This is a genomic window from Intrasporangium calvum DSM 43043, from assembly GCF_000184685.1.
Taxonomy (GTDB): Bacteria; Actinomycetota; Actinomycetes; order Actinomycetales; family Dermatophilaceae; genus Intrasporangium; species Intrasporangium calvum.
In genome coordinates this window covers 324,897-350,777 of the sequence record NC_014830.1, presented here as the reverse complement: position 1 = coordinate 350,777, position 25,881 = coordinate 324,897, and the positions used below count along the sequence as shown (strand labels likewise).

The window sequence follows — 25,881 nt, the reverse complement described above, 5'->3', positions numbered from 1 at the left end:
TGTGGAAGACGCACTGGACGTGGACGGCCCGGCCCGAGATGTACGCCTACCCGCGGCTACTTCGAGGCACTCCAACGACTCGCGCGGCCATGTTGAGCGACGACCAGCTGACAGTCGAGGTCCTCGAGTCGCATAAGCAGCTGGTTAGCGGTCCTCGCAGCGAACGGGGTCACGGACATCTCCGCACACATCGTGGCCGCAGGGGGACATCGCGACGTCGGCTCGGTCATCATCACGGCGCACCTGGGAACCGTGGCTTGACGCTGCCGAACTTGCTGGCGGCAGGCCACCAGATCGACCAGAATTGCAGGTTTAGCTGACGAGAATCATGCCTTAAATGCGGTTCTCCTCACCTTTGTGTGGGTAGCTGGATGGTCAGTCCGCCGCAGCAGAGGTAGATCATCGCGATGAGGGCGGCGGCGCTGTGGTGTCCGCAGCCGCGATGGTTGATCAGGCGGATCTTGAGTTGAGGCCCTCGAGCTTGGAGTTGGATAGGCCGAGCTGCACGGCGGCGAGGATCCGGTCGCGGTTGGCCCGGACGGTCTTGGACAGGGTGATGAAGGCGGGGATCCGGCTGCGGCAGGCCCAGGCCAGCAGTTCAGGTGCTCGGGAGCGTCGGCGGGGTCGGCGAGTCGGTAGAGGTCGCGCAGGCCTTCCTTGAGCTGCCAGCAGCGGTAGAGCACGGAGTGGCTGCGGCGCAGTTCGTGCAGCACCTGCAGCTGGGACGCGTTCAGGTGCTCGGGGTCCTTCAGCAGCGCCCAGCGGGTGTGCTTGACCCAGCGGGCCTGGTCCCGCGTCGGTGGCGGGCTGCCGGCGGGTGGTCGGCCGCGGCGTTTCGGGCCGGCCTGCGCGGCGGCGTGTCTGGCTTTGTCGCGTTCGATGTTCCAGGCCCACCGGCGGGCCTTGTTGATCGCTTCGTTCGCTAGCGCGATCAGGTGGAACGGGTCGACGCACTGGCGGGCCGTCGGCGCGTGGGCGTCGGTGGCCTTCTTGAACGCGGCGCCCAGATCCATTGAGACGGCCTGGACTTGGGCGCAACCATCCTCGCCGAGCTGCTCGTAGAAGGCGCCCAGGGTGGCCGCGCTCTTGCCCTCGCCGACCCAGACCACCGCGCCGTCGCGGTCGTGGTCGGCGACCACGGTCAGGTACCGGTGGCCCTTGCGGTAGGACACCTCGTCGACCCCGATCCGGTAGAGGTCGCGCAGCCGCGTCTCGTCCAGCTGCTCGGCCACCACCCGGGTCACGATGTTGGCCACCGCCTCCCACGAGCAGCGCAGCAGCCGGGTGACCGCGCTCTTGTCCATCCGCTGGGCCAGCCAGGCCACGACGTCCTCGAAGTCGCGGGTGAACCGCGCTCCCGGCCGCGCCCACGGCACCGCCTCGGTACGAACCCGGCCGCAGCGTCGACACATCAGCCGGCGGATCGAAGCGCGCAGGAACACCTTGGCCGTGCCCAGGTCCAAGCCGCGCCAAGACCGCCTCGAGCGGTCGTAGACAGCCCGGGTCGACCAGCCGCACGGGCAGCGCAGCCGCTTGGCCCGCCGGCCCAGGTCGACCACGATCCCGTCCGGGGTGAACACGACACCGGTGACATGGGCACCGGGAATGGCGAGCATCTTGTTGAATGCAGTGGTGGCGCGCACGCGGCCGCTCCTGTCGCAGGCCCGGTTTGCTTGGCAGCTCCGAACCTAGGCAGCCGACGCGTGCGCGTCACGCATCAACCTCACTCGAACGACCCGCATCAACCCCCACAAGGCGATTCGGTCACAAACCACCCCTCCCGGACCCACAGGAAGCCGAGGAGTCCCAGAAATGAGGGCGGTGCACATGTTCACGGGGTCGGTGGCCGAAGCCGGCGAGAACAGCCCTATCCCGAGTGCCAGCGCGGGGACGAGCGCGGATCGCGTCAGCATGTCTCCACCGCCTTGTCCTGCACGACGTAGTAGTTGCCGTTGCTCCCGCGCTCGACCACGGAGGTGTAACGCACTCGTGAGGCACGGTTCTCGGAGACCACGGACTTGCCGTCCGTGTCGAGCAGGTTCGTCTTGCTGACGTCGAAGCACGTGTCGACGGTGAGCTTGCCTCTGGCCGACGATGCCTCCGTAGAGACGATTGAGGTGCTGCCGGTTTGGCGAATCGCTTCCCGCCGCCTCTTTGTGAGCAGCTCGCGCCAGATCTCGAGAGTCTGGTCGCGGGCGACCGTGTTGAGCTCGTCGAGGCTGCGCTGCTTGTCGGCGCCCAGGGCGTCGACCAGCTTCCAGAGCTTCTCCACGGTCGCCTCCGCCGCCGCCAGCTCGGGATCCTGCGCCGTCATGGTTGTGCTCGTGGTGATCGGTGTCGTCCCGGTCGCCGAGGGGCTGGAGGTGGTGGCGGGCGGCAGACCTTGGTCGGTGCACCCGCCGGTCGCGAGGACCGCCACGATGGCAAGTCCGATGACGCCGGTGCGGGCGTTGCTGGTCATGGCATCTCCTTCAGGTCTCATCTGGCCTAAGGCGAGGATGTTCATGTTGCGATCACCCCAGCCGGGGTTTCTTTCAAGGCGCGTGCGGAAGTGGAGAGTGCGGACCTGGCGGTGCGCTGCGTCTTGCCCCCAAGATCTCCACGGTCCGGCCCCAGCAGTGGTGCGGAGCGGCCCTTCGCTGCGTTCGCGTCCATGTCACCACAAAACGGGCAACCTCGCTCGTCGAGACGCGGTTGTCCACAACCCACCTCGATGAACTCTCGGAATCCACAGCGAGAACGGACCGCCCGCGCGGGTCAGCCGCCCTTGGGGCTACTGGAGGGGTCGGCCACTCGGGCCGACCCCCGCCGCGAGGAGGCCCAACGTGAGATCAGACCCGGCCCGGCTCCCAGACCCGCCCCAGACACGAGCGCCTTCCGTGGAGGGGGTGGCAGTCATCCTGACCGCGGTTGCGGCGTTGATGCCCACCCTGCTCTCGGCCCAGGGAATGATCTTCGTGGGCGTCGATGTCCTCGGGCTGGCGGTCGCGGTCGCGCTCTCCTTGGCCGTCTTCCTCGAGCTCGCCCTGGTCTCTTCCGCGCTGCTCGCGCGGGCGGCCGTGTTCCGCGGCCGGTCGGCGCGGGCCGACCTGGTGTCGACGTGGGTCTTCTCGGCGATCAGCGGCATGTTCTCCGCGGCCCACGAGCTCCTCGGACCCGCCGGCGAGGCTGGCCTTCGAGACTGGCAGCCCGACGCCCGCGCCGCCCTCGCCGCGGGGGTGCGGGTCGCCGCGCCGCTCGTCGCCGTCTGGCTCTGGCACCGCATCCTGACCGGTGACCGACACGACCGCGACACCGCGCCGACACGTCGGGAAGCGAAGCGACACCGGCTCATGCTCGCTGTCGCCACCGCCGGACTCGACCTTCAACGCGTCCAACATGCCCAGCCGAACTCACGCGCGACCCTGCGTGCCCACCGCAGGCTCGACCGACACCACCGCGCGCTGCTGAAGCACATCCCCGCCACCGATAAGCAGCTGTCCGGACAGTTATCGCAGTGGCTGTCCGAAGTCGGCCGCGTCGAGCACCTTGCAGGCCACTTCGCCTCCCGCGATGTCGTCCCAAACGCCAACGCCAGGGAGCGTCTCGTCCCCGGCCGGGACCTACCGGCGGACAGCGCCGCCGCTGTCGACGACCCGGCAGCGCGCCTGGAAGTCGCTGTCGCTCTTGTCCGGCGCGACCAGACAGTCAGCGGACAAGACGTCGCCGACGCCTTCACCCAACGCGGCTGGAAAGCGACACCACGAACCGGACAACGCTGGCTCGCCAAGGCCCGCACCTTCCTGGAAGCCTCGGCGTCCGGGTAGAGCAACGAGCCGTTGTCGGCGAGTCGTCCACCGTGGACAGCGCCTCGCCCCTAGCGTCGGCACTGTCGAGTTCCTTCTCAAAGGAGTGATGTGATGGCAGGCAAGTTCGAGCTCTACAAGAGCGCCTCCGGCGAGTACCGCTTCCGGCTGAAAGCCACCAACGGGCAGATCATCGCCACCGGCGAGGGCTACAAGACCAAGGCCAGCGCCCTCAACGGCATCGAGTCCGTCCGCAAGAACGCGCAGACGGCGCAGGTCGACGACCAGACCGCCTCCTGATCTCCAGCGGCGGTAGGCATCCCCTCCCGACCCAAGCCTCACCCCTGGCGGATCGTCCCGACGCTCTGCGGCGCAGAGTCGCACCTCGCGACCGCGGTGAGGGCCACGGAAGCCGAGCGTAGGGCCTACTGGTCAGCTACTCCGTCGGTGACCGGCAGACTGTGGTCGTGGCAACTCTGACTGCGGTTCACGGCGACCTCACTCGGCAGGACGCGGATGCGATCGCCAACCCCACGAACACAGCCGTGCGTGGCGGAGGTGGGGTCGACGCCGCGATTGTCCTTCTCGACGTGCTTGGCGATCCGCCTTTGGGCATCGTCGGACGTGAGGTGCTAGAGCGTGTCTCCCAAACTTGAGCGGCCCATCCTGAGAGTGTCGGACTCATGGTGCGACAGGGTCAGGTTTCTGACGAGTTCTGGGCGGTCGTGGAGCCGCTGCTGCCGTGTTCGGCGGGTCGTCGCGGGCGGCGCTGGTCCGATCACCGTCGGGTTCTGGAGGGGATCTGTTGGCGGTATCGCACCGGGTCTCCGTGGCGGGATGTGCCCGAGGAGTTCGGTCCGTGGCAGACCTTGTGGAAGCGGCATTTCCGCTGGTCAACCGACGGCACGTATCACCTGATGATGGCCGCGGTGCAGCAGGCCGGACTGGTCGATGAGAACGCCACCGACGATGTTGAGCACCTCCTGTCGGTGGACTCGACGATCGTGCGGGCGCACCAGCACGCGGCCGGCGCCCGGCACGACTCGGCCACCGCGGAGGTCGTTTCCGAGCCTGCAGGCCACACAGGGGGCAGGATCGAATTACAAGAATCTGCCGCCCGAGCCGGCTGACCACGCGCTGGGGCGCTCCCGCGGCGGACTGTCGACGAAGATCCACACGCTGGCCGACCAGGCCACCGCCACGGTCCAGATCCGGTTGACCGGTGGGCAGGCCGGGGACAACCCGCAGCTGATCCCGCTGATCGAGGACTACCGCTCGGCCGGGAAGCGTCCGCCGTTCCGGCTGCTGGCCGACAAGGCGTACTCGCACCCGTCGACACGAACTCGACTGCGAGCGTTCAAGATTGCGCACACGATCCCGGAGCGTTCCGACCAGATCGCGCGCCGCAAGGCCAAGGGCAGCCGCGGTGGGCGCCCACCGGGCTTCGACCCGGGCGCCTACAAGAAGCGCAACACCGTCGAGCGCAGCTACCTGCGGCTCAAGCAGTGGCGCGGCATCGCCACCCGCTACGACAAACAGGCCCGAACGTTCCTCGGTGGTGTCCTGCTCGGTGCCAGCCTCATCTACTTCACGACCCACTGATGGGAATCAAGAGACACGCTCTAGTGCGACCAGACGCGTTCGAGCTGTACGCAACCGGGGTGTGCTCGGTCAGTCCCGGGAGGCTGGCCCTCGACGAACTCGCCACGTACTCCGTGGCAGTTTCGGACGACCGTCGTCGCCCTCAGTGCGGCAGAAGCGCTCACGGCCAAAGAGTATGGTGACACCCGCTTCCCCAGCTGCGGTTGCTCGTCCTGGCGCTCGACGACAGGCGGCTTCTTACTTTGGCCCTCTCGGCGACAATGGGGGATGGCTACGTCCAGCACGCGAACCAACCCGAGCCACCACATGGAGAAGGCGGTTTGGTCGTCCGTCCTCGGCGTGGTCGTGGGTGTTTTACTGACGGCCTTTGATCTGTGGTTCCCGCTCGTCGCTGGTGCGGTCTGCGTGGCGGTGGGCATCACATCGCGGCGCGCTCGGCCTATTGCTTTCGGGCTGGGGGTCGGCCTGTGCCTCGGGCTCTTCGTGTACATCGCCCTTGGGCTCCTCCAGGTTCAGGGCTCCCCGAGCGAATCGGGCACAGGATCGGCCGGGTAGCGAGGGCTGCACGTCCGCCATTCGGCACGATCGAGCACACCATCTGCGGCAATTCCGGTAACCGCTACACGCCGATGTGCGAGTTGCTTCTCGGGGCTGGCCGAGAGCTACGGGCCGCCTGTGATCCCGTACGAGGTGTATTGGTCATCGCCTGTCTTGACGTACAGCCCCATCGCGCAGGGCACACCCAACTTCTCGCGTTGGGCCACGGGAGTGACGGCGGCCAACATCTCCGCCCCGACGATAGGGGGCGCCTTGCCGATGGGTACGACGGCGTATGGCTGGTCGCCGGGCAACGAGGTCTGGCGCTCGCGTTGACGAATATCTGCGAGGCTCAAGTGCGGCGTGACCGCGATGTAAGTCCGGCCACAGTAGGGGATGCGTTCTGGCGCCTGCCACCAGGTCCCGTAGGCATAGCGGTAGGCGGCAGTCGTGACTATCAGGAGCGTGCCGACGAGGACTAGCACCGCCCGGAGCCACCTACGCATGAGCGCGATGCTAGCCCTTGGCGGCGATCATCACCGCGACCGGCGCCTAGCAGGGCGTCCGCCCGCGCGTCGGCAAATCCGGTAAACGTCTCACACTCAGGTCCGTGTGTTGACACTTGCGCCCAGTCTCCCCGGGTAGCGGGGGTTGAACTCGGCTACTGGCTCACGATGAGGCGAACGCCGTGAGCATCCGCTGCCGCTTCGATGGTGGCGGTGGCGTGAGCCCGGTCGCGCCTACGAACCAAGTACTCTCCAAGCTCGCCCGCGAAGGGCGAGATGGGGCGCATCGCAGTGACGGGTTCGCCTGTGACCGTGAACCAGGTACCACCACCGCGGTGCCATTCCGGGAGGAGGTCGCCTGGGCACACGCGGATAACGGTCATGGCTGCCCACGGCATCCAGCGTTCGACCCTTCCTCGGCGCATCACGACCAGATACTGCTCGGTGGAGATCAGAGCCCGAGCCGCCAGGCCACGAAACCAGATCAGCACTCGTAGGGCAGCGGCTATGACGAAGAGTCCCGCCACGACCCACGTGAAGGCGGTGTCATCGTCGCCCGCCGTTGCGCCCAACAGGGCGAAAAAAGCAGCGACCACCAAGGCCTGTAACGCGGCACGCCAGATGAGTCGTAGGTCGCCGCGGACGAGGACTGCGTCACCAGCGGTGACGACCGGTGTTGGGCCGTCTTCCCACGGGGAGGGTGACTGGCTCGGTTTCGGGCGCTCTCCGGATGCCACGATGGCCATTGTGCCCGCCCAAGACGAAGGCCGAGGATCGCCGAGCCTCTCCCGAGCGCGTCTAGCTCACTGCTCACCGATCAGCACGCCCGTTCGCACCACCTGCGGCAAGGCGAGCCTCAGTCTCCGTGTGGGAGCGCGGTGCGCGGTTCGGGTGTGACGGGGGTCCATAGGCGGTCGATGGGCATGACGTGGAGGCGGTCGGAGTAGGTGTAGGAACGAGCCCCTGTGGTCAGGATGATCCCGCCGGCGAACCGTGGTCCAAGGGCGTCGCGAAGTTGGGCCAGACCGCGGAAGTCCGAGCCGGGTGCCCGTTCGCTGGCCTTGACCTCAACTGCGACAACCGTGCCGTCGTCATACTCGATGACCAGGTCGACCTCTACACCATCGCTGGTCCTCCAGTGGCCCAAGGTGACCGGCTCATCGAGCCAAGAGGCCTGCTTGCGGATCTCGCCAACGACGAAGGTCTCCAGCAGGTGCCCGAAGTCGGCCAGTGATGCCGGATCGAGTCCTGCGAGTTTGTCGGGCGTGAGCCGGAGCAGTCGGGCAGCCAACCCGGAGTCGACGACGTGAACCTTGGGTTTGACACTGACTCGTGAGCGCAGGGTCTTGCCCCACGCGGGCAGCCGCACCACGAGGAAGAGGTCCTCGAGCAGCCGCAGATGACTCTCAACGGTGGCTCTACTGACACCGAGCTTCTCCGCTGCAGCGGAGAGGTTCAGCAGCTGCCCTGTCTGCGCAGCAACCAGACCCAGCAGCTCGGTCATGGCTTGTCGTTCACGGATCCGGCTCAGCTCCAAAGCATCTCGTTCGACCGATGCCCTCACGAAGTCATCGAACCATCGGGCACGAGCCGCGCCGGAACGTCGCAGAGCCAAAGGCAACCCGCCTGCACAGACGCGCTCCACGTAATCCCGGCGAACGGTCTTCGAGGAGGGAACCTGGCTGACCACTCCATCAGCGTCGGCCCCCAACGTCTCGAGCAGGTCCTCCCTGATCCCGACGATCTCGCCTTGAGACAGCGGCCAGATGGTCAGCGAGTGAAGCCGCCCCGTGAGAGCCTGCGCCGTGGCGGGCAAGGCATCCTGTCGGGTCGAGCCGGTGATCACGGCAGTGCCGGGAAGGCTGCCCTCCCGGTTGAGCCGTGCCTTGAGCGCATCCAGGATGTCGGGCACCCGCTGGTACTCATCTACGCACACCGGTGCCGGACCACCAGCAACCGAGGCCAGATTGCCGACGACCGCCTCACGCACCGCGATATCGTCCAGGTCGAGGACCGATCCCCCCACGTCGGCAGCGAACCTGCGCAAAACGGTGGACTTACCGACCGAGCGCGGCCCGTGTAGAGCGATCACCGGCTCCACCGCGACCAACCCTGCCAAGAGCTCGCTGACCCTACGAGGGACGAGCGAGTCGAGGATCATGGTCCCAACCTAGCAGACATGAGGACGCGAGCTGTGCATACGTGAGTGAGGCTAGTTAGCAAACATGAGGACCTGTGCTGGGCAAACTTGAGCGACCGGAGATCGGCATTATGCACGTGATCCGGGTGGGTGCCGGGGTCGCTGAGCGGTCCTTCCTCGCTGCCAAGTGTGTGCCGGTGCTGGTCGGTGTCAACGTCGTTCATGCTCGCTGCGCTGCGCGTGCTCCACGTTGACGCCTCGGGCGCACCGGCATGGGGCGGCATGGATCGAGGAAGGGCCTGTTGTGGCTGGATCGGCGGGCGGGTCGGGGTGGTCATGTCAGGAGGCCTCGTGGTGGGTGCGGTCGAGCAGGTTGGCGAAGAGCTCGGCCCGGTGGGTCTGTCCCTTGGCGGCCGCGTCGTCGTGCTGGGCGAGCAGGGTGGGCCGGAACTCGATGCTGGTCTGGAAGAAGGTGCACGTCTCACAGATCGATTCGAAGGCGCAGTCGAGGGTGGGCGGCCTGGTGCAGTAGCCGTTTCCGAGGTGGCGGTGGTGTTCGCGGGACAGCCGGGCCAGGTTGGGTCCGAGGACGTCGGCCGGTAGCGCGCGGGCCTGTTCATAGAGGGCGTCGACTTTCTCGGTGACGGCGAAGTACTCGTCGGCGACGGTCCGGTTGGCGATCTTGGCGTACCGCAGCGTCATGTCCAGCGACTTGTGGCCGAGCATCGCGGCGATCGCCTCGAGACTCATGCCTCGGTTGAAACTGGGTGGCCAGCGTGTGGCGCAGGACATGAGGGTGGATGCGGCAGCCCGGCCGCGGCGGCGACCGTGTTCAGGATCCGGGTGACGGAGTGCCGGTCGGCGGGTCGCCCGTTCTCCCTGGGCAGCAGCAGCGGGTGGCCGGGCGGGACGTACTCGCGGCGGTAGTCATCGATCAGCTGCACGAGCTGCGGGTGCAGCGGCAGGTAGCGGTCCTCGCGGAGCTTGCCGACCGGCACGTGCAGCCACGGGCCGGAGCCGATCAGCACGACGGCGTCGGCGCGCAGCCCGGTGAACTCGCTCACGCGCAGCCCGGTGCGCAGCAGCACCTCGACGGTCACGCGCACGAGCAGCCGAGGGGTCGTGGTGCGCCGCGCGCAGCAGCTGCGCGGCGGCGGCGTCGTCCAGGGCCTTGGGCAGCGGGTGGTCCTGGCGGGGCAGGTCGCCGGGAACATCGGCACCCGGGGCGGGGCCTGCTCCCAGCCCCACTCGTCGACCCGCAGGAAGAACATCCGCAGCGTCCCGAGCCGGTGCGCCAGGGTCGCGGGCGACACCCGCGGCTGGTGCTGTCCGGGCCGCGCGGCCAGCCACGGCTTGTAGCCCTCGATGTGGCGGCGGGTGACCTGTGCGAGCGTGGTGACCTCAGGGGCCTGCTCGAGCAGGAACCCCGCGAACGAGCGCAGCGCCTGGTCGGTGTTGCGGACGCTGCCCGGGCGCAGCACGCAGCCGATCTGCTCCAGGTAGTGGCGCATCGTCGCGGCCAGCTCCGGACGCGCCGCGTCCAGCTCGGCCCAGGTCCGCATCGGCGCGGTCCCGTTGTGGCCGCGGGGATTACCGCTCGGCGACCCGGGCGCCGGGCCAGAGGTCCCTCGCCGCTTGATCGACGTGCTCGTCGCGGTGCTCGACATCGTCGTCGTGGTCATCGCCGGCTCCCGCCGCTGCCGTCCGGGTGGCCGGCGAAGACCTGCGCGTCGATGACCTCGGCGGCCTTGCGGTACTGCGAGGCGAGCCAGTCATCGGCCAGATGCAGATAGATCCGGGTCGACTCGATCGAGTCGTGCCCGGCCTGGGCCTGGGCCTGGACGGCTTCGAGCGCCATCCCGGCCTCCCGTAACCGGGTCAGGCAGGTGTGCCGCAGCTCGTGACAGGTTGCGTGCGCCAGCCCGGCCCGCCGCCTCGCACCAGCCAGCACCTCGTCGATTCCTCTGACACTCAAAGGATTCCCCCGGTTCGGGCCCCTGAGGACGACGAACACGCGGTCGGTGCCGGTGGCGCGCGGTCGTTCCGCCTCCAGATAGCTGGCCAGCTCCGTGAAGAACCGGGAGGACACCGGCACGAGGCGTTGGTGCCCGCCCTTGCCCTCGGCGATGAACAGCCGACGCTCGGCCACCCGCACGTCGCCCATCCGCAGCCCAAGGACCTCGCAGCGACGCAGCCCACCGAGCACCATCGCCGCGACCATCGCCCGGTCCCGGTGGGTGCGCAGCGCGCCGGTCAGCGCGTCGACCTCGGCCGGGGTCAGGATCCTCGACAGCCGCCAGACTCGGCGCGTCAACGGGACACCCTGGCTCGGTCGTTGACGCTCACGACGCGTCGGCAGGCCCCGCGGCACCGGGTTCACGACCACGTCCCCACGGGCCTGCAGGTACCCGAAGAATCCCGAGATGCTCGACAGCCGCCGAGCGACCGTGCTCGTCGCGACCCCCGCCGGCTCCCCGTCGGCCACCACCGCCTGAACCGGGCCCGGCTCGAGGCGGCCGGTCCGCTGGGCCGTGATGAACCCAAGCACATCAGCCGGCACAACCTCGCGCGGCTCCTTGCCGACAACCCCGAAGAACACCCTCAGGTCGTACGCCGCCGCCACCACCGTGTTCGGCCGGCACCGACCCTGCAAGAACTCGAGATACTCGTCCACCAGCGGCACCCCGACGCGGACCACCACCTCCCCCAACGGCCGACGAGAACGGATCAGGCACGGATACAAGACAGACATTTCAGGCCCTCCAACATCAGAGGCGAGCAGCCACCACGGCTCATCGAAATGTCCTGCAAGATCACGTACATAACAAGCATGAGACGGCGTGGACGTATCGCTGGGCCGTGGCCATCTCTGTCCAGCCCATGATGGACATCACGGTGCGCAGATCAACGCCCTGGACGAGGAGGAGGGTTGCTGCGGTGTGCCTCGCGTCGTGCAAGCGGACCGTGCGGACGCCGCCGGCCTTCAGGAGGTTCTTCCAGTCCTTGAAATCTCGCGCGGGGTCGATGAGCCCACCCACGTCCGTCGCGAATACCAGGTTGTGGGTGCCGTCCCATAGGCCTCGCCGTTCCTCCTGGCGCCGCAGCTGATCGGAGCGATGCGCTTGAAGTTCCGATAGCAGTGGCCCCGGTAGGACGATGAGCCGTCGTGAGGCGCGGGTCTTCAGCTCGACCAGCATCAGACCTCCCGCTCTGCGCTGCGGGCAGTAGCCGCCGCGTCCGTGACCGCAGGCCGGCTGGCCACCGGGCTTACTTCCACAGCCGTGCTGCCAGGTCCGTCGCTGCACAGCACGCCGAACGTGGATCACACCCGCATCGAGATCCACGTCATCCCAAGACAGGCCAAGCGCCTCGCCCTGTCGAAGACCCAGTGCCAGCGCCACGGACCAGCGGGCTGCGTTCGGCGTTCCCCGTGCCGCCTCAAGCAGAGAACGGCATTCGTCGCTGGTCAAGGGATCGATCTCGACGGTGGCCACGCGCGGTGGACGCGCGACCGTGGCCGGGTTCTGGCTCAGGTGGTGGCGCCGCACCGCCTCGCCCAGCGCTGACCGAAGCACCCGGTGGACGGCATGGACCACGTGGGCTGAACGCCCTTCGTTCAACAACTGCCCGTACAGGAGCTCGAGCGCCTCCGGACGGACGTCCGCGAGGCGCGCTGCCCCCATCTTCGGGATGACGTGCACCTTCATCAGGCTCTGGTATGTAGAAAGCGTCTTCCACCGCACAGAGAGCGGCAGGATCGCGGTGATCCAGTGCTCGAGCCACCCGCCAAGGGTCTGCTCGCCCTGGAGCCAGGTCCGCTTCCCCGCGTCCCGGTCCCGCTCCAAGGCGCGCACCGCCTCATCGAGCTCCCGCTTGGTCTTGCGCTGCAGATGGCGCCGATCGAGCTGACCGTCGATCCGGCGGCCGACCGTGACTCGTGCGTGCCACCGGCCATCCTTGCCGCGGTACTTGGTCGTGTGGGTCTCGGAGTCCTTCTGACGCCTACCGGCCATCGCAGTCCCGCGACGATGCAATGAAACGGTCCAGCTCCTCGCGCTCCACCCGGACGGCCCGCCCGATCCGGACGACACGGAGTCGACGCCGCGCGATCTGTCGCTCGACGCTGCGGCGGGTGCATCTGAGGTGGGTCGCGACCTCGTTGAGGTTCAGCAGAAGGGTCGGGGCCTGGGCAGTGGTCTCCATGCTCAACCTAAGGAGCGACATCGGAGGCACAGGGTCACAGCCGACCGGAAATGTCAGGAGCACACCGGCAGTGTCACTCACCCGACTGCTGCTCGCCGGTGAGCATCTTAGGGCCCATCCCAGGGCCCAAGAGCCCGGCGAAATGCTCGGAGGCCCCGTACAAAGAAGCGGCCCGACCCGCGTTTCCGCTGGTCAGGCCGCCCTTTTCTGTCTCAACACAGAGCGCACCCGAAGGGATTCGAACCCCTAACCTTCTGATCCGTAGTCAGATGCTCTATCCGTTGAGCTACGGGTGCAGTGCCGCTCGCATGGGGCGGACGAAGAGTCACCTTAGCGGTTCGGTGCCGCAACCACGAAATCGGGCGCACTCCGGCCGTATGCCGCTGGGCTGGCTCCCTCAGCGCCCGCCCCCGCCGCGTCCGCACCGGTCTCAGACGTCGGCAAGACCTGGATGCGTCGCCTCAACCCGACGCATCGAGGTCTACCGGCCCGATGGAGCAGACCCACCGCTCGAGCCAGCAGGCGGCCCCGGCCGAGGGCGCGCACCACCGCAAGCCTTGCAAGAAACGGGCAGTCAACTGCCAGAATCCTTGCACGCAAGGGCGGTTGTGACTGGTTTCACCGCTGAGCCCCCGAACCGTGGTCAAACCCCCCGCCCCGCGCTGGGTACCGTGGTCCCATCACGTCATTTGTTCACCATGCGGACACTCGGACCACGCACACCGGCGCAGGCCCCAGGACCGCGAGATGAACGCCACCGGCACAACGCGGTGACCCGGACACCGCGTGAAGGGATTGGCCAAGTTGACCACGACACCGAAGACCGAACAAACGACCCACGCGGGCCTGCAGGCCTGGGTCGACGAGGTCGCCGAGCTGACGCAGCCGCGCGACATCCGCTGGATCACCGGCACCCCTGAGGAGTGGACCGAGCTGACGGACCAGCTCGTCGAGGCCGGCACCCTGGTGCGGCTCAACGAGGAGAAGAAGCCGAACTCCTTCTGGTGCGCCTCCGACCCCTCCGACGTGGCTCGCGTCGAGGACCGCACCTTCATCTGTTCCGTCGAGGAGCGCGACGCCGGCCCCACCAACAACTGGATGGCGCCCGACGAGATGAAGGCAATCATGACCGACCTCTACCGGGGGTCGATGCAGGGTCGCACGATGTACGTCATCCCCTTCGTCATGGGGCACCTCGACGCCAAGGTCCCGATGTTCGGCGTCGAGATCACCGACTCGGCGTACGTCGCCGTCTCCATGCTCGTCATGGCTCGGTGCGGCGAGAAGGTCCTGCGCAAGATCGAGGAGACCAACGCCAGTTTCGTCCCGGCCCTCCACTCGGTCGGCGCACCACTCGCCGAGGGCGAGCAGGACGTCACGTGGCCGTGCAGTGACACCAAGTACATCGTCCACTTCCCGGAGGAGCGCACCATCTGGAGCTACGGCTCCGGCTACGGCGGCAACGCCCTGCTCGGGAAGAAGTGCTACTCCCTCCGCATCGCGAGCGCCATGGCCCGCGACGAGGGCTGGATGGCCGAGCACATGCTCATCCTCAAGCTGACCAACCCCCAGGGGAAGGTCCACTACATCGCGGCAGCGTTCCCCAGCGCGTGCGGCAAGACCAACCTCGCCATGATCGACCCGACCATCCCCGGATGGAAGGCCGAGATGGTCGGCGACGACATCGCCTGGATGCGCTTCGGGGAGGACGGCCGCCTCTACGCCGTCAACCCCGAGGCCGGCCTCTTCGGAGTCGCTCCGGGGACCGGCGAGTCGACGAACCCCAACGCCATGGCCACCGTCAACCAGGGCAACTCCGTCTTCACCAACGTCGCCCTGACGGACGACGGCGACATCTGGTGGGAGGGGATGACCGACGAGAAGCCGGCCCACCTCACCTCGTGGCTCGGCGAGGACTGGACCCCCGAGAGCGACAAGCCCGCGGCCCACCCGAACAGCCGCTTCTGCACCCCGATCGCGCAGTGCCCGATCGCGGCGCCGGAGTACGACAACCCGGACGGCGTCCCGATCTCCGCGATCCTCTTCGGCGGACGCCGCAAGACGACGATCCCGCTCGTCTACGAGTCGCGCGACTGGACCCATGGCACGTTCGTCGGGGCCACGCTCTCGTCCGAGACCACCGCGGCGGCGACCGGCGCGGTCGGCGTCGTCCGGCGCGACCCGATGGCGATGCTGCCCTTCCTCGGCTACAACGCGACCGACTACTTCGGGCACTGGCTGCAGATCGGCAAGCAGGCGGACGCGTCGAAGCTGCCTCGGATCTTCGGGGTCAACTGGTTCCGTCGTGACGAGGACGGCTCGTTCCTCTGGCCGGGCTACGGCGAGAACAGCCGCGTGCTCAAGTGGATCGTCGACCGCCTCGAGGGCGACGCCGAGGCCGTGGAGACGCCGATCGGCCTCGTCCCGGCCCCGGGGGCGCTCGACATCGACGGTCTCGACGTGACGGAGGAGCACCTCGCCAAGGCGGGTGCCGTCCGCCCTGAGGAGTGGGCCGAGGAGCTGCCGCTCATCGAGGAGTGGTTCACGAAGTTCGGCGACGAGCTCCCTGCGGAGCTGTGGGCCGAGTTCGACGGTCTCAAGGCGCGGATCAACGCCGCGCAGTGAGCCGTAGTCCGTCCCTCCGGTGGGATCGGACGACGTGATGCAGGGCCCGGCACCGTCAGGTGCCGGGCCCTCCCGTCACGGGGGCCGTGTCGGCGCCCTTCTCCGCCCGCCGAGCCCGTGGGCCTGCGAGGATTCGGGGATGAGCGAGCACGCCCCGTACGACCGCGAGGAGACCCGCGGTGAACGACTCGACCGCAACTTCGACGAGCAGCTGCAGGAGGCGCGCATCGCCCAGGCGGGTGTGCAGATCCTCTTCGGCTTCCTCCTCACCCTGCCGTTCCAGCAGCGGTTCGAGACGCTCACCGACTTCCAGCGGAAGATCTACCTGGGCACGCTCCTCGCGTCGGCCGTCGCGGTGGTGCTCTTCACGGCACCGGTGGCCGTCCACCGCGTGCTCTTCCGGCAGGGGCTGAAGGACTTCATCGTCGCCTACACCTCAAAGCTCGCCTCCGTCGGCCTCGTCGCGCTCGCCCTGTCGGTGGTCGGTGGCCTCGTGCTCGTCCTCGACGTGCTCATCGCCCACACGCTCGCCATGTGGGTCGGGGGAGCGGTCGCGGCGCTCACCGTGGTCCTGTGGTACCTCGTGCCCGCCGCCCGTAAGCGGCGCGTCGCGCCGCCCGAGAAGCCCGAGAGCTAGGCCGTATGCCGCTGGGCTGGCTCCCGCTCCCGTTCCTCCCAAGTCCCCCGTCCCTTTCAAACGAGGAAGGACCCCGACGAAAGGCGTGTCGGGGTCCTTCTTCGTCTGGCGGAGGCGGCGGGATTTGAACCCGCGAGAGGTTTTATCCTCAACCCGCTTAGCAGGCGGGCGCACTAGGCCACTATGCGACGCCTCCCCACTCGTGAGCCCCAGCAGGGGACCGCAAGCCAGCACAGGCTACCGGGGGACCGCGCGCTGACCCAAACCGGCCCCCCTGACAACGTTCTCGGCGTTCGGGACGTCCTCACAGATGAACGGTGCAGAATGATGACGCGCGGTCACCGCGCCTGCATGCCCGAAAGGACCCCATGAGCGACCAGCCGGACCGGCCGCCCGCGACGAGCGGGGGCCGCAGGATGTTGCGTCGTGAGCTCTCCACGGGCTTCCGACGCGCTCTGGGCCTGACCGCCCTCGGGACGCTCCTCCCGGGCGCCGGCCTGACGCGCACCCGCAGCCGCGCCTGGGGCTGGTTCCTCCTGCTGACCTTCCTCGGCAGCATCGCCACGGTGGTCGTCCTGGCCGCGACTCGCGGGGTGACGAAGGTGGGGCTGGTCATCGCCAGCAACACCCGTTACCTGCTCATCCTGACTCTGGTCCTTGCTGTGGGCGGTCTGGTCTGGTGCGCCTCGATCATCGCGACCGCGGTCCAGTCCAGGCCCAGACGTCTCGACCGGGCTCGGACTCGATCGCTCGCCATCTTCACGACGCTCATGGTCGCCGTGGTGGGCGGAACCGCCTACAAGGGCGCCGAGTTCGCGCTGATCGGACGCGACACGGTCGGTGTCATCTTCAAGGCCTCGGGCCTCAAGCCGGGCCAGGGTGCCAAGGTCGTCAACGAGCCGGACGTCGACCCGTGGCGCGACACCCCGCGGGTCAACATCCTGCTCCTCGGCTCGGATGCCGGCGTCGGCCGCGAGGGGACGCGGACCGACTCGATGATCGTCGCGAGCACGGACACCAAGACGGGCCGTACGGTCCTCATCTCCCTCCCACGCAACCTCCAGCGGGTGCCCCTGCCGGAGACGAGCAAGCTCCGGGCCTGGTGGCCGGGTGGCGTGTACGGGATTCCCAACTGTCCCCGCCAGGAGAAGGAAGCCTCCGACGCCTGCATGCTCAACGCGATCTGGATGGAGGTCGACGCCTTCCGGGCCCAGAACCCCGGCGCCTATCCGGCCGACGACGAGGCCCCCGGCCGTTCGGAGATCCGCGACGTCATCGGCGAGGTGCTCGGGCTCAAGATCGACCACACGGTCGTCGTCGACCTCGAGGGCTTCCGCCAGCTGATCAACGCCATGGGCGGGGTGACGATCAACGTCAAGCTCGGCGGCTACGACGGCAAGACCCCCATCCCCTATGGCCCCCTCACGGCCAACGGCACCTACGCCCACGCGTTCGACAAACCCGGGCCGATGAAGATGAACGGCTACCAGGCGCTCTGGTACGCCCGCTCTCGTGCCGCAGATGACGACTACAACCGCATGTCACGCCAGCGGTGCGTCGTCCAGGCCGTCGTCAACCAGGTGAGCCCCACGGCCATGCTCGGCCAGTACGCCGAGATCGCGCGGATCGCCCGGGAGAACATCTACACGGACATCCCGGCGGAGAACCTGCCCGCCTTCGTCGAGCTCGTCGAGCGCATCCAGAAGGCCGGCAAGTACGTCAGCGTCGGCATCGACCCGACGCACGGGATCAACACCGGCAACCCCGACTACGACAAGATCCGCACGATCGTCCAGCAGGCCATCACCCCGCCGGCGCCGAAGCCGAGGAGCACGAGCACGACCGGCGGACAGCAGACGCCGACGCGCACACCCGCACCGGGCACGACGACCACCCCCACCACGGACCCGGCCGACGTGGACCCCTGCGCCTGAAACCGCCTGTCCGCGACCCTTCGGCTGGCACTTCGGCCCGGAGCGTGCACAATGTTGGGGCTGCCTCCACCAGCCACCATCGAGGGGACCGAATGACCGTGCACGACCGGCGCGAGACCGCGCCCGTGGGGCGGCGTTCAGCTCGTCACCAGCTCCGGACGCACTTCCGACGCTCGATGCGGCTCGTCGCCCTCAGCGCGGCGATTCCCGGGACAGGACTCATCCGCACCCGGGCACGGATGGCGGGCTGGGCCATCTTCCTGGCCTTTCTGCTGGCCATCGCGGTCGGCGTGGCCCTCATCGTGTCCCAGGGCGCGAAGGACGTCGGGCTCTATGTGCTCAGCCACCCGGACGTGCTCCAGGGTCTCGGCGTGCTCCTCGCTGTGGGCGGCCTCTTCTGGTGCGCCTCGATCATCGCCACCGCGGTGGCGGCACGGCCCGACCGGCTGGACCGGACCCGCACGCGCGTGCTCGCGGTCTTCACCACCCTGCTGGTCGGTCTGGTGGGCGCGGGCACCTACAAGGGGGCGGAGGCTGCCCTCATCACCACCGACACCATCCGCGGCGTGTTCAGCGCCGAGGGACTCCGGCCCGGAGAAGGCGCCAAGGTCGTGAACGAGCCGGACGTCGACCCGTGGCGGGACACCCCGCGGGTCAACCTGCTCCTGATGGGCTCCGACGCCGGCATCGGGCGGACCGGCACGCGCCCTGACTCGATGATCGTCGCCAGCGTCGACACCAGGACCGGCCGCACCGCCCTCATCTCCGTGCCGCGCAACTTCGAATGGGCCCCGCTGCCCGCGGACAGCCCGCTCCGGGAGCGCTGGCCGGGCGGCTTCTATGGCGGCACCCACGACCAGCCGGACTGCCCGCGCAAGGCCGCCGACGCTGCGGACCCCTGCGCGATCAACGCGATCTGGACCGAGGTCGACCAGTTCCGAGAAGCGAACCCCGACGCCTACGCGGACGAGGTCGTGCCGGGACGAAGCGAGACCCGAGACGTCGTCGGGGAGGTCCTCGGCCTGAAGATCGACCACCTCGTCGTCATCGACCTCCAGGGTTTCATGGATCTCGTCAACGCGATGGGCGGCGTCGAGGTGAACGTCAAGCTCGGCGGCTTCGACGGCAAGACCCCGCTCCCGTACGGACAGAAGTTCGCAGACGGCAGCTACGCCCACTACTTCGACGACCTCGGCCCGCAGCAGCTGAACGGCTACCAGGCGCTGTGGTACGCCCGGACACGGGCAGCCGACAACGATGACCACCGGCAGCGCCGGCAGCGCTGCGTCGTCCAGGCCGTCGTCGACCAGGTCGACCCTGCCTTCATGCTGGCGAAGTACGCGAGCATCGCGCACATCCTCAAGGAGAACGTCTACACGGACATCCCTGGGGCGAACCTGCCCGCCTTCGCGGAGCTCGTGGAACGGGTCCAGAAGGCGAAGATCACGAGTCTCGGGTTCACCGACAAGAACGGGTTCCCCTACAGCAGCAACCCCGACTACCAACTCGTCCGCGAGCTCGTCCAGAAGGCGATCGACCCGCCCACCAAGAAGAGCAAGCCCAAGCCCGCCGTGACCACTCCGACGGAGGCAACGATCCCGACGCCTTCCACCACGGTGACGGAGCCCGCCGACGTCGACGAGTGCGCCTGAGCCTTCCCCTCCCCGGGGGACGAACAGAGCCCCCCGGCCAAGCCGGGGGGCTCTGTCACAAACGACTAGGTGTGTCGCTCGTTGCGCGCGATCGTGGTCAGAGCGGACGGACTGCGTCAGCCTGCGGGCCCTTCGGACCCTGCGTGACCTCGAACTCGACGCGCTGCGCCTCGTCCAGCGAACGGTAGCCGTTCGACTGGATTGCCGAGTAGTGGACGAAAACGTCGGGGCCGCCGCCGTCCTGGGCGATGAAACCAAAGCCCTTCTCAGCGTTGAACCACTTGACGGTTCCCTGTGCCATACGGGTAACTCTTTCCTTCTTAGCCAGTGGGACCCGCACCTCGCGAGTCCCAGGCTGCCGCTTCTGCCACTCGTCGGGCGAACCCGTCGACGTCGATACTGAAAACCCGTCACCTTGTGGGTGACGGGCACCTACTCGACTGCGCGGAACTGCAACTGCAACCACGTCGAACTTAGCACGCTACCGACGGGTCGTCTTGGTGGAATCCAGCACGTTTTGCGGGATTCACCGAGAGTTCGCGGAACCGGTCTGGGGGGTCCCACGCCTCGCGTGGACCGGGGGCCGATCGCCCCGAATCGTCGCGACCATGTCGACCACCCGACGAGTCGCTCGGACGTCATGCGCCCGGAACACGGTGGCCCCCAACCAGGCCGCGACCGCGGTCGCCGCGAGCGACCCTTCGAGACGGTCCTCGACGGGCACGTCGAGGCTCTCGCCGACGAAGTCCTTGCGCGAGAGCGCCTGGAGCACCGGGTAGCCGAGAGCTGCGACGTCGGCGGTGTGCCGGAGCACCTCGAGCGAGTGCATGGTCGTCTTGCCGAAGTCCAGCGTCGGGTCGACGAGGATCCGCTCCGGCGGTATGCCGCTCAGCTCAGCCGCGCGGGCACCGTCGGCCAGCGTGGTCACGACGTCCCGGACGACGTCGAGCGGGTCGTCGCCATACGTGACCGCGACCGGGTCGGTGCGCGGGGGCAGCCCGCCGGTGTGGGAGATGACGTACCCGGCGCCGAGCCGGGCCGCGACGCGGACGAGGTCCGGGTCCGCGCCGGCCCACGTGTCGTTGACCATGTCGACACCGGCCCCCGCAGCGGCCAGGGCGACGCCTGAGCGCCAGGTGTCGAGGCTGAGGATCACGTCCGGGTGCGCTCGGCGAGCCCATTCGAGGAAGGGCACGACGCGCCGGACCTCCTCGTCCTCGTCGACCGGCTCGCCCTCCTGACCGGCCCGGACCCCGCCGACGTCGATGATGTCGGCGCCGAGCGCGAGCGCCTCCTCCAGGGCGCGCTTCGCGGAGTCGAGGTCGGCATGCCGGTTGCCGCCGAAGAAGCTGTCCGGGGTCCGGTTGACGATCGCCATCACCGCCGGGCGGCCGGCGTCGAAGGTACGTCCCCGGAGGACAAGGGGTGGCGCTGGGACCGGGTCGACCGGGCGGAGCCCCGACAGGACGGATGCGAGGGCCTCGTGGCGGGGATCGCCAGGACGCGTCGGGCGGCTCGGCTCATCTCCGGTCACGAGTCGTACCCTACGTCGCCACCACCGACATCGAGTGAGCACTTCTTGCCACGACACACCCCCGGGTCGAGTGTGCACTTCTTGCCAGCGGGATTCGGGCTTCGGCGGCGGCTTGGCTAGACTCGGCGCACTTGGAGGGCTCGCATAGTGGCCTAGTGCGGCGGTCTTGAAAACCGCTATGGGTTCATAGCCCATCGTGGGTTCGAATCCCACGCCCTCCGCCAGTGCCGCCGGCGCGAAGTGCACACTCGAGGGGAGCCGAGCCCGGCGCGAAGTGCCCGCTCGACGGGAAGGGAGAGCCCCGCTGCGCCGGGGGGTGCGCAGCGGGGCCGCTCGGAGGCAGAACGCCTCGCTCCACGGATACCCGGGGCGGCGACCGGCAAACACCGACGCCGGCTCCCTCAGATGAACATCGCGGGGTCGAGCCAGTGGTTGGTGGCGTCCCGCTTGGGGAACCGCAGCTCGGCGGGCACACCCACGGCGACGGCTCCGGAGGGCACGTCCTTGACGACGACGGCGTTCGCACCGATCTGCGTGTCGTCGCCGACGAGGACCGGGCCGAGCACGCGCGCGCCCGCGCCGATGGTGACGCGGTTGCCGACCGTGGGGTGGCGCTTGACGTGCTCCATCGAGCGGCCCCCGAGAGTCACACCGTGGTAGAGCATGACGTCGTCGCCCACCTCGGCCGTCTCGCCGATGACGACGCCCATGCCGTGGTCGATGAAGAACCGACGCCCGATCTGTGCGGCGGGGTGGATCTCGACGCCGGTGACCGAACGCGTGACCGTGGCGAGGACCCGGGCCGGCAGCCGCCCACCGGGCAGCTTCCACAGCTCGTGGAGGCCGCGGTGCGCCCAGATGGCGTGCAGCCCGGGCGAGGTCAGCGCCACCTCGAGCCGTGACGACGCGGCGGGGTCGCGCTCGAGGGCGCCGTCGAGGTCCTCGCGGACGCGCTGGGTGACCTTCCGGACGAGACCGAGCCCAGCGGCATACGACGTCTTCTTTGCCGTATGCCGCTGAGCCGGCTCGCCGTCGGGCGTGCGGACGAGCTTCAGCGGGGTGGCGTGCGCGGGCGTCGGTGCGACGTCCTCACGCTTCGCGGCGGTGGTCATGATGGGCCCTTCGGCTCAGTCGACGAGACCCTCGAAGAGGATCGTGGAGAGGTAGCGCTCGCCGAACGACGGGACGATGACGACGATGGTCTTGCCCTTGCTCTCGGGGCGCGCGGCCACCTGGACGGCGGCGGCGATGGCGGCGCCGGAGCTGATCCCGACGAGGAGGCCCTCCTCGGTGGCGGCCCGGCGGGCGTACTCGACGGCGGTCGACGCGTTGATGTCGATGACCTCGTCGTAGACGGTGGTGTCGAGGACCTCGGGGACGAAGTTCGCGCCGATCCCCTGGATCTTGTGCGGGCCGGGCTGGCCGCCGTTGAGGATGGCCGACTCCTCGGGCTCGACCGCGATGATCTTGACGCCCGGCTTGCGCGCCTTGAGGACCTGACCCACGCCGGTGATGGTGCCGCCGGTGCCGATGCCGGCCACGACGATGTCGACCTGGCCGTCGGTGTCCTTCCAGATCTCCTCGGCGGTCGTCTTGCGGTGGATCTCCGGGTTCGCCTCGTTGGCGAACTGGCGGGCGAGCACCCCGCCCCGCTCGGCGGCGATCTGCTCGGCGCGCTCGACGGCGCCCTTCATGCCGGTGGCCGGGTCGGTGAGGACGAGCTCGGCGCCGAAGGCCCGCAGCAGGGCGCGGCGCTCCTTGGACATCGACTCGGGCATCGTCAGCACGACGTCGTAACCGCGAGCCGCGCCCACCATGGCGAGGGCGATACCGGTGTTGCCGGAGGTGGCCTCGACGATGGTGCCGCCCGGCCTGAGCTCACCGCTCGCCTCGGCCGCGTCGACGATGGCGACACCGATGCGGTCCTTCACCGAGCTCGCGGGGTTGTAGAACTCGAGCTTGGCGGCGACGGTGGCCTCGGCCCCGTCGGTCACCTTGTTGAGGCGGACCAGCGGCGTGTTGCCGATGAGCTTGGTCACGTCGTCGTAGATCGGCATGGGTAGCACCTCTTGAGCGGTTGTCGGAGCGGGATCGGAGCGGGATCGGAGCAGCTGGATGGTCTGGGTTCCCCGATTGTCCCCGACAACCGAGTTCTCCTTATGCATATTCCAATACTTGGTTATCACTTGCCAAGTACGGGGCGGAGAAAACGCCGAGTGAGGTCCCCCACCCGGAGGCTGGGACCGCCGTCACAAACCACTAAGCGGCCGCTCAGGCCTCAGTACACTTCCCCGCATGACTGTCCTCCAGATCATCGCGATCGTGATCAGCCTCGCCATCACCGTGGTGGGGGTCGCGCTGCTCACCAAGACGATCAACCACTACGTGGCGACCTTCCGGCTCGGCCAGCCGGAGTACCGCGGGGACGACAAGGGGGCCCGGACCGTCACCTTGGTGCGCGAGTTCCTCGGGCACACCCGGATGTCGCGCCTGCCCGTGGTGGCCATCGCCCACTGGTTCACGATGGTCAGCTTCGGGATCCTCTTCTTCACCTTGATCAACGCGTTCGGGCAGCTCTTCGAGCCGTCCTGGACGCTGCCCCTCATCGGCCACTTCCCGCCCTACGAGTGGATCACCGAGTTCTTCGCCTGGACCGGCCTCCTCGGCATCGTCCTGCTGATGGCGATCCGCCAGCAGAACCACCCGCGCTCCGCAGCCGGCGAGCACGGCCGTCGGAGCCGGTTCTTCGGGTCGACGTGGTGGCAGGCCTACTACGTCGAGCTGACCATCCTCGGCGTCACCCTGTGCATCCTCGCCCTGCGCGTGCTCGAGTACGCCCTGGCCAAGGTCGAGGGCCTCGACACGGCGAGCGCCCTGAACTTCCCGATGACTGCCTGGCTCGGCGAGTCCTTCACCGGTCTGTCCGTCGCGGCGCTGGAGGGCGCCATCGTCGTCATCGCCACCCTGAAGATCCTCATCTCCATGGCGTGGATGATCACCATCGCGCTCAACCCGACGATGGGGGTCGCCTGGCACCGCTTCCTCGCGTTCTTCAACATCTTCTGGAAGCGCCACGCCGACGGGCGCACCTCCCTGGGCGAGCTGCAGCCGATCCGGGTCAACGGCGAGCCGCTCGACTTCGAGAACGTCGACGACCTCGACGAGGACGCCGCTCTCGGCGTGGGCAAGATCGAGGACTTCACCTGGAAGGGCCTGCTCGACTTCACGACGTGCACCGAGTGCGGCCGCTGCCAGAGCCAGTGCCCCGCGTGGAACACCGACAAGCCGCTGTCCCCGAAGCTGCTCGTCATGTCCCTGCGCGATCACGCCCACGCCAAGGCGCCGTGGCTACAGGCCTCCGAGGAGGTCCGCGCCAAGGGGATCGACGCGGGCTCCTTCTCCGAGAGGACCAAGGCCGCCGTCGCGGTCGACCAGCTCGTCGGCGAGACCGGGTACGACATCACCGACCCGCTCGGCGCCTACCAGCCGTACGGCGCTCCGGACGGGGGCGGCGCGGTCATCGACCAGGACGTGCTGTGGTCCTGCACCACGTGCGGCGCCTGCGTCGAGCAGTGCCCGGTCGACATCGAGCACGTCGACGCGATCGTCGACATGCGCCGCTACAAGAACCTCATCGAGTCGGCATTCCCGTCCGAGCTCGGCGGCCTGTTCAAGAACCTCGAGAAGAACGCGAACCCCTGGGGTCTCGCCCCGCGGCTGCGGATGGACTGGGCCAAGGACCTGCCCTTCGACGTGCCACAGGTCGGCGGTTCAGGCAGCTCAGACGTCGAGGCCTTGGAAGATGTCGACTACCTCTTCTGGGTCGGCTGCGCCGGCGCCTACGAGGACCGGGCCAAGAAGACGACCCGCGCGGTCGCCGAGCTGCTCCACCTGGCCGACGTGAGGTTCGCCGTCCTCGGCGACGGCGAGGCGTGCACGGGCGACTCGGCTCGGCGCGCCGGCAACGAGTTCCTCTTCCAGATGCTCGCCCAGCAGAACGTCGAGGTCCTCAACGAGGTCGGCGCGACGAAGATCGTCGTCACCTGCGCGCACTGCTTCAACACGATCAAGAACGAGTACCCGCAGCTCGGGGGGACCTACGAGGTGCTGCACCACACCCAGCTGCTCAACCGGCTCGTCCGCGAGAAGCGCCTCACCCCGGTCGCCCGGCCCGGCGACGGGGACGGTCTCGGGATGTCCCGCGCCGGATCGACCGGATCGAAGGTGACCTACCACGACCCGTGCTACCTCGGCCGGCACAACCAGGTGTACGCGCCGCCGCGCGAGCTGCTCCAGATCCTGCCCGGCGTCGAGTACGCCGAGATGGAGCGCAGCGGCGAGAAGTCCTTCTGCTGCGGCGCCGGCGGCGCCCGGATGTGGATGGAGGAGAAGCTCGGCACCCGGATCAACACCAACCGCACCGAGGAGGCCCTGGCCACCGGAGCCGACCGGATCGCGATCGGCTGCCCGTTCTGCAAGGTGATGCTCACCGACGGCCTCAACGCCGCCGTCCAGGAAGGCAAGAAGGCCGAGGGTGAGGTCGAGGTCGTCGACGTCGCCCAGATGCTCCTCGCCGCGGTCCGCCGTGGTGACGGCGGCGCGAGTGTCGAGCAGGCGCACGCCGTGCCCGACGCACCGACCCCGGAGCCCGCCATCTGACCGAGAGGTATCACGGCCCGTCCGCCCCCCATCTGATGTGACAGTCGGCTCCACGCCGGCTGTCACA

General features: G+C 68.5%; 21 protein-coding genes, 3 tRNA genes and 1 pseudogene. 9 read left to right on the top strand and 16 right to left on the bottom strand.

Features of this window, described 5'->3' with window-relative positions; all coding sequences use genetic code 11:
• Nucleotides 1-326: 326 nt before the first annotated feature.
• Both INTCA_RS01675 and INTCA_RS01670 read right to left on the bottom strand, forming a co-directional pair.
• The gene (locus INTCA_RS01675; RefSeq protein WP_013491198.1) at nucleotides 327-1,643 is read right to left on the bottom strand and encodes an ISL3 family transposase; all 1,317 of its coding nucleotides are present in this window, start codon (nucleotides 1,641-1,643) and stop codon (nucleotides 327-329) included.
• Between the two features lie 263 nt (nucleotides 1,644-1,906).
• Entirely contained in the window at nucleotides 1,907-2,461 is a 555-nt protein-coding gene (locus tag INTCA_RS01670) for a hypothetical protein (protein ID WP_013491197.1), read from the bottom strand.
• Nucleotides 2,462-2,888: 427 nt separating this feature from the next.
• Here INTCA_RS01670 and INTCA_RS01665 point away from each other — a divergent pair, with 427 nt between their 5' ends.
• The 3 genes and pseudogenes from INTCA_RS01665 (at nucleotide 2,889) to INTCA_RS18895 (ending at nucleotide 5,387) form a co-directional block, all read left to right on the top strand.
• Nucleotides 2,889-3,806 (top strand): hypothetical protein, encoded by a 918-nt coding sequence (locus INTCA_RS01665; RefSeq protein ID WP_148236450.1) that lies wholly within the window; start codon nucleotides 2,889-2,891, stop codon nucleotides 3,804-3,806.
• A 93-nt stretch (nucleotides 3,807-3,899) separates the two neighbouring features.
• Nucleotides 3,900-4,085: a YegP family protein gene (locus INTCA_RS01660; RefSeq protein ID WP_013491195.1), complete on the top strand. Its 186-nt coding sequence runs from the start codon at nucleotides 3,900-3,902 to the stop codon at nucleotides 4,083-4,085.
• 383 nt (nucleotides 4,086-4,468) lie between these two features.
• Nucleotides 4,469-5,387 (top strand): annotated as a pseudogene (locus tag INTCA_RS18895) (IS5 family transposase).
• A 662-nt stretch (nucleotides 5,388-6,049) separates the two neighbouring features.
• Here the strand turns inward: INTCA_RS18895 and INTCA_RS01640 are convergent.
• The 9 genes from INTCA_RS01640 to INTCA_RS01600 all read right to left on the bottom strand — a co-directional run bounded on the left by INTCA_RS01640 (nucleotide 6,050) and on the right by INTCA_RS01600 (nucleotide 13,069).
• Nucleotides 6,050-6,430, bottom strand: coding sequence for a hypothetical protein (locus tag INTCA_RS01640; RefSeq protein WP_041307134.1), 381 nt, complete (start codon nucleotides 6,428-6,430; stop codon nucleotides 6,050-6,052).
• A gap of 155 nt (nucleotides 6,431-6,585) precedes the next feature.
• The gene (locus INTCA_RS01635; protein ID WP_148236449.1) at nucleotides 6,586-7,167 is read right to left on the bottom strand and encodes a hypothetical protein; all 582 of its coding nucleotides are present in this window, start codon (nucleotides 7,165-7,167) and stop codon (nucleotides 6,586-6,588) included.
• 119 nt (nucleotides 7,168-7,286) lie between these two features.
• Nucleotides 7,287-8,591: an ATP-binding protein gene (locus INTCA_RS01630; RefSeq protein WP_013491191.1), complete on the bottom strand. Its 1,305-nt coding sequence runs from the start codon at nucleotides 8,589-8,591 to the stop codon at nucleotides 7,287-7,289.
• Between the two features lie 318 nt (nucleotides 8,592-8,909).
• Nucleotides 8,910-9,320 carry a hypothetical protein gene (locus INTCA_RS20045; RefSeq protein WP_199921606.1) on the bottom strand — a complete coding sequence of 137 codons (411 nt, stop codon included), beginning with the start codon at nucleotides 9,318-9,320 and terminating at the stop codon, nucleotides 8,910-8,912.
• Nucleotides 9,317-10,252, bottom strand: coding sequence for a tyrosine-type recombinase/integrase (locus tag INTCA_RS01620; protein ID WP_041307131.1), 936 nt, complete (start codon nucleotides 10,250-10,252; stop codon nucleotides 9,317-9,319). The genes INTCA_RS20045 and INTCA_RS01620 overlap by 4 nt, the downstream gene beginning before the upstream one ends.
• Nucleotides 10,249-11,322 (bottom strand): tyrosine-type recombinase/integrase, encoded by a 1,074-nt coding sequence (locus tag INTCA_RS01615; protein WP_013491190.1) that lies wholly within the window; start codon nucleotides 11,320-11,322, stop codon nucleotides 10,249-10,251. Before INTCA_RS01615 ends, INTCA_RS01620 begins: the two co-directional genes overlap by 4 nt.
• Before the next feature lie 61 nt (nucleotides 11,323-11,383).
• Nucleotides 11,384-12,583 carry a tyrosine-type recombinase/integrase gene (locus INTCA_RS01610; RefSeq protein ID WP_013491189.1) on the bottom strand — a complete coding sequence of 400 codons (1,200 nt, stop codon included), beginning with the start codon at nucleotides 12,581-12,583 and terminating at the stop codon, nucleotides 11,384-11,386.
• Nucleotides 12,573-12,773 carry a helix-turn-helix domain-containing protein gene (locus tag INTCA_RS20615; protein WP_013491188.1) on the bottom strand — a complete coding sequence of 67 codons (201 nt, stop codon included), beginning with the start codon at nucleotides 12,771-12,773 and terminating at the stop codon, nucleotides 12,573-12,575. Before INTCA_RS20615 ends, INTCA_RS01610 begins: the two co-directional genes overlap by 11 nt.
• Before the next feature lie 223 nt (nucleotides 12,774-12,996).
• Nucleotides 12,997-13,069 (bottom strand) — tRNA-Arg (locus INTCA_RS01600).
• Between the two features lie 508 nt (nucleotides 13,070-13,577).
• Between INTCA_RS01600 and INTCA_RS01595 the strand changes: the two genes are divergently transcribed.
• Together INTCA_RS01595 and INTCA_RS01590 are read left to right on the top strand one after the other, a co-directional pair.
• Nucleotides 13,578-15,398 carry a phosphoenolpyruvate carboxykinase (GTP) gene (locus INTCA_RS01595; protein WP_041307128.1) on the top strand — a complete coding sequence of 607 codons (1,821 nt, stop codon included), beginning with the start codon at nucleotides 13,578-13,580 and terminating at the stop codon, nucleotides 15,396-15,398.
• 139 nt (nucleotides 15,399-15,537) lie between these two features.
• Nucleotides 15,538-16,035, top strand: a complete 498-nt coding sequence (locus INTCA_RS01590) for a DUF6328 family protein (protein ID WP_013491186.1) — start codon at nucleotides 15,538-15,540, stop codon at nucleotides 16,033-16,035.
• Nucleotides 16,036-16,141: 106 nt separating this feature from the next.
• Here the strand turns inward: INTCA_RS01590 and INTCA_RS01585 are convergent.
• Nucleotides 16,142-16,231 (bottom strand) — tRNA-Ser (locus INTCA_RS01585).
• Between the two features lie 172 nt (nucleotides 16,232-16,403).
• Between INTCA_RS01585 and INTCA_RS01580 the strand changes: the two genes are divergently transcribed.
• Together INTCA_RS01580 and INTCA_RS01575 are read left to right on the top strand one after the other, a co-directional pair.
• Nucleotides 16,404-17,969: an LCP family protein gene (locus INTCA_RS01580; protein ID WP_013491185.1), complete on the top strand. Its 1,566-nt coding sequence runs from the start codon at nucleotides 16,404-16,406 to the stop codon at nucleotides 17,967-17,969.
• A 92-nt stretch (nucleotides 17,970-18,061) separates the two neighbouring features.
• Entirely contained in the window at nucleotides 18,062-19,621 is a 1,560-nt protein-coding gene (locus tag INTCA_RS01575; protein WP_013491184.1) for an LCP family protein, read from the top strand.
• A 97-nt stretch (nucleotides 19,622-19,718) separates the two neighbouring features.
• Here INTCA_RS01575 and INTCA_RS01570 read toward each other — a convergent pair whose 3' ends face one another.
• Nucleotides 19,719-19,922 (bottom strand): cold-shock protein, encoded by a 204-nt coding sequence (locus INTCA_RS01570; protein ID WP_013491183.1) that lies wholly within the window; start codon nucleotides 19,920-19,922, stop codon nucleotides 19,719-19,721.
• 225 nt (nucleotides 19,923-20,147) lie between these two features.
• On the bottom strand, nucleotides 20,148-21,086 hold the full coding sequence (folP, locus tag INTCA_RS01565) for a dihydropteroate synthase (RefSeq protein WP_013491182.1): 939 nt from the start codon (nucleotides 21,084-21,086) through the stop codon (nucleotides 20,148-20,150).
• 202 nt (nucleotides 21,087-21,288) lie between these two features.
• Between folP and INTCA_RS01560 the strand changes: the two genes are divergently transcribed.
• A tRNA-Ser gene (locus tag INTCA_RS01560) sits at nucleotides 21,289-21,379 on the top strand.
• Nucleotides 21,380-21,556: 177 nt separating this feature from the next.
• Here INTCA_RS01560 and epsC read toward each other — a convergent pair.
• Both epsC and cysK read right to left on the bottom strand, forming a co-directional pair.
• The gene (gene epsC / locus INTCA_RS01555; protein WP_013491181.1) at nucleotides 21,557-22,267 is read right to left on the bottom strand and encodes a serine O-acetyltransferase EpsC; all 711 of its coding nucleotides are present in this window, start codon (nucleotides 22,265-22,267) and stop codon (nucleotides 21,557-21,559) included.
• Between the two features lie 15 nt (nucleotides 22,268-22,282).
• Nucleotides 22,283-23,212 carry a cysteine synthase A gene (cysK, locus tag INTCA_RS01550; protein ID WP_013491180.1) on the bottom strand — a complete coding sequence of 310 codons (930 nt, stop codon included), beginning with the start codon at nucleotides 23,210-23,212 and terminating at the stop codon, nucleotides 22,283-22,285.
• Between the two features lie 238 nt (nucleotides 23,213-23,450).
• Between cysK and INTCA_RS01545 the strand changes: the two genes are divergently transcribed.
• On the top strand, nucleotides 23,451-25,814 hold the full coding sequence (locus INTCA_RS01545) for a (Fe-S)-binding protein (RefSeq protein WP_013491179.1): 2,364 nt from the start codon (nucleotides 23,451-23,453) through the stop codon (nucleotides 25,812-25,814).
• Nucleotides 25,815-25,881 lie beyond the last annotated feature (67 nt).